At 36.2% G+C, this 4,906-nt stretch carries 6 protein-coding genes; 3 read left to right on the top strand and 3 right to left on the bottom strand.

The genetic code is table 11. The annotated features are described in order from the left end of the window. The first annotated feature begins 185 nt into the window (after nt 1-185). Both ON01_RS18345 and ON01_RS18355 read left to right on the top strand, forming a co-directional pair. Nucleotides 186-506 carry an AbrB/MazE/SpoVT family DNA-binding domain-containing protein gene (locus ON01_RS18345; protein WP_010532485.1) on the top strand — a complete coding sequence of 107 codons (321 nt, stop codon included), beginning with the start codon at nt 186-188 and terminating at the stop codon, nt 504-506. A gap of 507 nt (nt 507-1,013) precedes the next feature. Further along, nucleotides 1,014-1,670 carry a hypothetical protein gene (locus ON01_RS18355; protein WP_010532487.1) on the top strand — a complete coding sequence of 219 codons (657 nt, stop codon included), beginning with the start codon at nt 1,014-1,016 and terminating at the stop codon, nt 1,668-1,670. A gap of 235 nt (nt 1,671-1,905) precedes the next feature. Here the strand turns inward: ON01_RS18355 and ON01_RS20120 are convergent, their stop codons facing one another. Genes ON01_RS20120 through ON01_RS18365 form a run of 3 tightly spaced genes read right to left on the bottom strand, consistent with a single transcriptional unit; the run spans nt 1,906 to nt 2,905 of the window. Then, nucleotides 1,906-2,037 carry a hypothetical protein gene (locus ON01_RS20120; protein ID WP_280990997.1) on the bottom strand — a complete coding sequence of 44 codons (132 nt, stop codon included), beginning with the start codon at nt 2,035-2,037 and terminating at the stop codon, nt 1,906-1,908. Beyond that, nucleotides 2,034-2,450: a hypothetical protein gene (locus tag ON01_RS18360; RefSeq protein WP_010532488.1), complete on the bottom strand. Its 417-nt coding sequence runs from the start codon at nt 2,448-2,450 to the stop codon at nt 2,034-2,036. Before ON01_RS18360 ends, ON01_RS20120 begins: the two co-directional genes overlap by 4 nt. Then, the gene (locus tag ON01_RS18365) at nt 2,447-2,905 is read right to left on the bottom strand and encodes a replication/maintenance protein RepL (protein WP_010532489.1); all 459 of its coding nucleotides are present in this window, start codon (nt 2,903-2,905) and stop codon (nt 2,447-2,449) included. Before ON01_RS18365 ends, ON01_RS18360 begins: the two co-directional genes overlap by 4 nt. 582 nt (nt 2,906-3,487) lie before the next feature. On the opposite strand from ON01_RS18365, the gene mobV reads away from it, so the two are divergent. Next, the gene (mobV, locus tag ON01_RS18370; RefSeq protein WP_010532490.1) at nt 3,488-4,765 is read left to right on the top strand and encodes a MobV family relaxase; all 1,278 of its coding nucleotides are present in this window, start codon (nt 3,488-3,490) and stop codon (nt 4,763-4,765) included. Nucleotides 4,766-4,906: the final 141 nt, after the last annotated feature.

The following is a 4,906-nucleotide window of genomic DNA, read 5'->3' on the forward strand; positions in this document are numbered from 1 at the left end:
AGGCGGTTTTTAACGTAATCAGGAGGTAAACCCTTGTTCCCTTCTTTTGATTCTACCATACAGAATCTTATTCCCTCCACCTTGGCTTGTGACGTTGCGAGAAAAAGTCCTGGCGTGATAAAATTAGTATTACAGTTAGATTGTATGACTGATGAATGAATCAAACCGAAAGGGGGAACCATATAATGGCACAAATAAAAGAAAGAGGTGCTGTACCCATGACACCAGAGAGAGTGCGTTTTAAAAGAAAATCTCAAGTTACGGTTCCGCATGAAATCGTTGAAGCGCTAGACCTTAAAGAAGGCGATGACCTGCAATGTCGTTTAGAGGACGGAAAAATTGTTTTTGTCCCAATGGTTTCTATTCCAAAAGATCAAGCGTGGTTTTGGACTGAAGAATGGCAGAAAGAAGAGCGTGAAGTGGAAGAAGATATTAAGGCAGGGCGATTGAGTGAACCAATGAGTGCCGAAGAAACAATAAAGTGGCTTCACGAAAAAAGCGAATAAATGTATCTGACAAGAGCTTCTAAGCGCTTCAAAAAGAATTTCCAAAAGCTAGATAAAAATTCACAAAAAGCCATTGAAAAAGCTATTCTTCAACTTGGAAGGGAGCCGCGCCATCCTTCCCTTCGCACAAAGAAAATGCAAGGGTATGAAGACATATTTGAAGCAAGTGCTAACATGGATATACGCATTACCTTTCAACATGAAAAACCGAATACCATCATTTTGCGCAATTGCGGACATCACGACAGGACATTGAAGAACCCTTAAAGTGATAATCGGATCTTTTAAAAATTCGGTACTGGTACGGATATTTGCTATTTTAATAGGATTTTTTATTATGTGGTGTTGTAGTCCTTGTAGACAAAAGGGTTGCCTTGATGGCAACCTATTAGCCTTTAGGCATTTTTAATCACCTTAGGATAATATTACCATTCCTTCTATTTTTTGTTATTGATAATCCGAAAAGATGTTAGGATTTATATGAAAAATAGTTTAAGGAGTGGTTGGATGAAAAAAATTAGTAGTTTGATTCTTAGTGGATTTTTATTGTTCACTGTAATTTCTGTACCAATTCAGAGTGTTTCTGCTCAAAGTACGAATAATGTTTCTGTTTCTCAATCTGAAGCTAATATGATTAATATGACAGACAAAACCAAAGAAATTGCGGATACATATGTTGAAGTAAAAAATAAAAAGTTTATAATTAAAAATCAAACGGAACTTAAAAATTCAATAGGTGAAGAACAATTTAAAGAAGTGCTTAAACAAATTGAATATACTAATAAGCAATTATCACAAATTGATCTTTCTCATGCATCAGTTGATAATAATAAAAATACTGTTAAAGTTAATGCTGATTTTAAACAAACATCTGATGGCCCACAAATTTTAGCTGGGATAGAGGGAAAAGATGATATAAAATTTCATTGGACATACGCAGAAATATGGTTATCTGATTCTACTTCAGAAAGTATAATAAAAATTGGTACAAATGCGGTTACAACAGCACTTGGAGGTATTAGTGGAAGAGTAGCCGGAGCTGTAGCTGGCGCGGTTGTAGGAGGATCTATTAATGAATTTGTAGCCGGTAAAGTTTCAAAAGCAGTTTATTTTAAAATGGCATTAGTACCTCCTTTCCATACTTGGGATATACAATCGCAATAAATATGAGGTGACTTGAAGTTTGGATAATTCATTAAGAATAATCTTATCGGTTGTTTTAGCTGTAATATTATCAACAATTTTAGTATTCACAGTTGATAATAGTTTAGTCGTATCTATTGGATCAGTATTTATTATCTTCTTTTCTCTGTGGTTGTTTAACAGAAAGAGATGGAAAGAAAATAAAAATAATAGCTAAAGCAAGTAAGGTGCCAGTCTTCTGGCACCTTTTAAAATCTTAGATATGTTTATTTTCTTCTAAAAATCGTTCCACCGCTTGTTTGGTTTCGGATTTATAAACATCTTCTGCTTTATCCTGTAAGTACCAGAGAAAGTTCTCAAGTTCTTTTAGATCAATCGTTGTTTTCATAAGTGGTTGCTCCTTTCAATTTTGGCTTTTAAAGCGTTTAAAAGCTTGTTATCGACTCGCTTAGGCTTATACCCTAGCCTGTCGATTAAAATGCCTTCTATAATCTTCATATAGGCTGTTTGCTCTCTGTATAGATGTTGAGCAAAGGAATTAATATCAGATGGTACAGAAACACTCTCAGGAGCTTTTCTGACCATTTGCATTTGTTTGTAACTATCTGTTCGTTCTTGACGCAAAAATTGAAGCATACGTAATAAATCGTAGGTGTGGTATGTTGCCAAAATAGGTTGTTTTTGATATGCTTCTTCCTCAGACAGATACTGCTTAATTTTCGGACGGTCTTGGGTGAGATCTGCGCCGCAAAATGAGCAGTATTTTTTTTGCTCTTCTGTTTGGCAATATGGGCATTTCATGATTCATCATCTGTCTTATCGTTATAGTAATTGAGGATTAGGCTTTTTTTATGTTCGTTACCTTTCATCATTACGTTTGGAGACACCTGATACACGCTTCTCTTTATTTGTTCTATGAATTTATTCTCTTGTAGCTTTTTCATGATTCTTGAAACAGTATCAAGTGAAACATTACACTCTTTTGCTATATCTCTTTGGCTGCCTATAAATGTGTTATTAGCTTGCTCTGTGTTTTCTAATATGTAAATAAACACATCCACCTGCTTACTATCTAAGACTCCTAATATCTGCAGGAAATCCATTAAATATATCTTCCAAAAATGTTTCTGACCGTATGCTCTCTTAGTAACTTGTTCCGCTTTTATCTTTTCACCTGTTTCTTCGTCAATATATGTCTTTGCTTTTTTACCCAATAATGTCTGTGTTTCGGAATGATATTCCATGTTTTTATCCATAAATTCCCTCTCCCTTTTCTTTTAACTTCACTATAATTGTTACATTTATATAAGTCAATATGTACTGAAAAAATCATGACATTAGTCACGAAATTTCGGTACATATATATAGATACGTCAGTACAACCTGAATCTCTAAAACTATTGATATAAAAGGATTTAATGTACTCTTACATAAAAATCCCTCTCTTCTATATACAAAAAAAGAATCTCTAAAGTTTTATAGATTGATAATTTCATATGTATTAATTGCCTAAAGGCTAAGAGATTGCCATTAAGGCAATCGACTGCCTGAAGGCAATTAAGGTTGCCATTAAGGCAACCGCTGTTGACAAGATGGTTGATTGAGCCTTGCTAGATAAAGAGAAGTGATCAGTAAGAAAATCAACCGCCTGAACAAATTTTCTCTTAAAAATTTGCGAGGGTTTGGGGCGAGTAGCCCCATTTCGGCGTTAGCCGAACAAGCCCTCCGCAGGAGCACACGTATAGGACTTATGTCAATAAGTCTAGTGTGTTATACTTTGTCATAGATTGATAGAGAGCAGCTTTTATTACATAAATGTTACAAAGGGGGGCGTGAGTGTGTCTTATTCCATTATGCGCGTAGAAAAAGTAAAGGGTAGCGTGAATACAATGGGGATCCAAAAGCATGTGCAGCGGGAAAACAAAAATTATAACAACAAAGATATCGATCATGAAAAGACTGGGTTAAATTATGACTTGGTCCATGGCAAGGAAAGGCAGAATTATAAAAACCTGATCGAAAAGCGGATTGAGGAAGGTTATACCGGGCAGCGGAAAATCCGAAGTGACGCTGTGCGGCACGTAGATGGCATCATTACCAGTGATAAAGCGTTTTTTGACGGGCTGAGCGAGGAGCAGATGCATCAATACTTCCAGGATTCGTTTGAGTTCCTCGAGAACGAATATGGAAAAGAGAATATCTTATATGCAGCTGTCCATTTAGACGAAAGTACCCCGCATATGCACTTTGGAACGGTGCCATTAACGCCAGATGGTAGAATGTCGGCCAAAGAAGTAGTTGGCAATAAGAAGGCACTGACCAATTTACAGGACCGCTATAATCAATTCATGAATGAGCGAGGGTTTGATCTGGAGCGCGGCCAGTCAAAACAGGTCACCGAGAAAAAGCATGAAGTGATGGACAGATATAAGCAGGGAACCAATTATCATGAAAATATTTTTCGACAAACGAAGGAAAAAACAGAGCAGGAAGAAAAGAAGCTGGACGCCTTAACAGAAGCCCTTGAACCGCAGGAATTGAAGTATGAGGGCAGAGAGATCAAGACAGAAGTGAATAATAAGGTATTTGGTAAGGCGGAGGTCTTGGAGAATGAAACCGGGAATGTTGTCTTAACACCGGAGCAATACAAAAAGGCAGCAGAACAAGTGAATGCTGCAGCTGCCATTCAAAAAGATTATCAACGGTTGAAAAACGCCGATTTAGTCCAAGAAAATCAAAGGCTTAAACAAGTCGCTCAAAAAGCAATTAATATGGCTGAGGAGTCCAAAGAGAAACGAGCTGATCTGCAGAAACAAAATGCATCGTTGCAAAAAACAAATATGAATCTCCTAAATGAAAATGATTCATTAAAAAGTCGTATAAGCGATTTGAAAAACGAAATTAAACTTATGTATCAAAACACTCGAGAATTTCTCAAAGAGAATACAAAGGACATGAAGTCTTTCAAGAACCTTTTCAAGGGATTTATGGACAAATTTAAGGATAAATACGCTAAGGCGCATGAAAAAGATACATTAGAGCCTAAAAAGAGTGAATTTGAGAAAGCACATCAGCAAAAAATTAATAAGCAGAAAGAACATGATTTGAGTTTATAAGACTGCTTTTTGTCTCACGGAAATCTTTAACTAGATCATTTTTCTCTTTAGAAATTAAAAACCGCCTTGCTTTGAGCAGCAGGCGGTTTTTAACGTAATCAGGAGGTAAACCCTTGTTCCCTTCTTTTGATTCTACCATAC

It is taken from the genome of Lentibacillus jeotgali (assembly GCF_000224785.1).
Lineage (GTDB): Bacteria > Bacillota > Bacilli > Bacillales > Amphibacillaceae > Lentibacillus > Lentibacillus jeotgali.

What these genes read in the sequence shown, in the direction of transcription:
- ON01_RS18345 (WP_010532485.1), top strand. Translation starts at nt 186, where the DNA reads ATGGCACAAATAAAAGAAAGAGGTGCTGTACCCATGACACCAGAGAGA.
- ON01_RS18355 (WP_010532487.1), top strand. Translation starts at nt 1,014, where the DNA reads ATGAAAAAAATTAGTAGTTTGATTCTTAGTGGATTTTTATTGTTCACT.
- ON01_RS20120 (WP_280990997.1), bottom strand. Translation starts at nt 2,037, where the DNA reads ATGAAAACAACGATTGATCTAAAAGAACTTGAGAACTTTCTCTGGTAC.
- ON01_RS18360 (WP_010532488.1), bottom strand. Translation starts at nt 2,450, where the DNA reads ATGAAATGCCCATATTGCCAAACAGAAGAGCAAAAAAAATACTGCTCA.
- ON01_RS18365 (WP_010532489.1), bottom strand. Translation starts at nt 2,905, where the DNA reads ATGGATAAAAACATGGAATATCATTCCGAAACACAGACATTATTGGGT.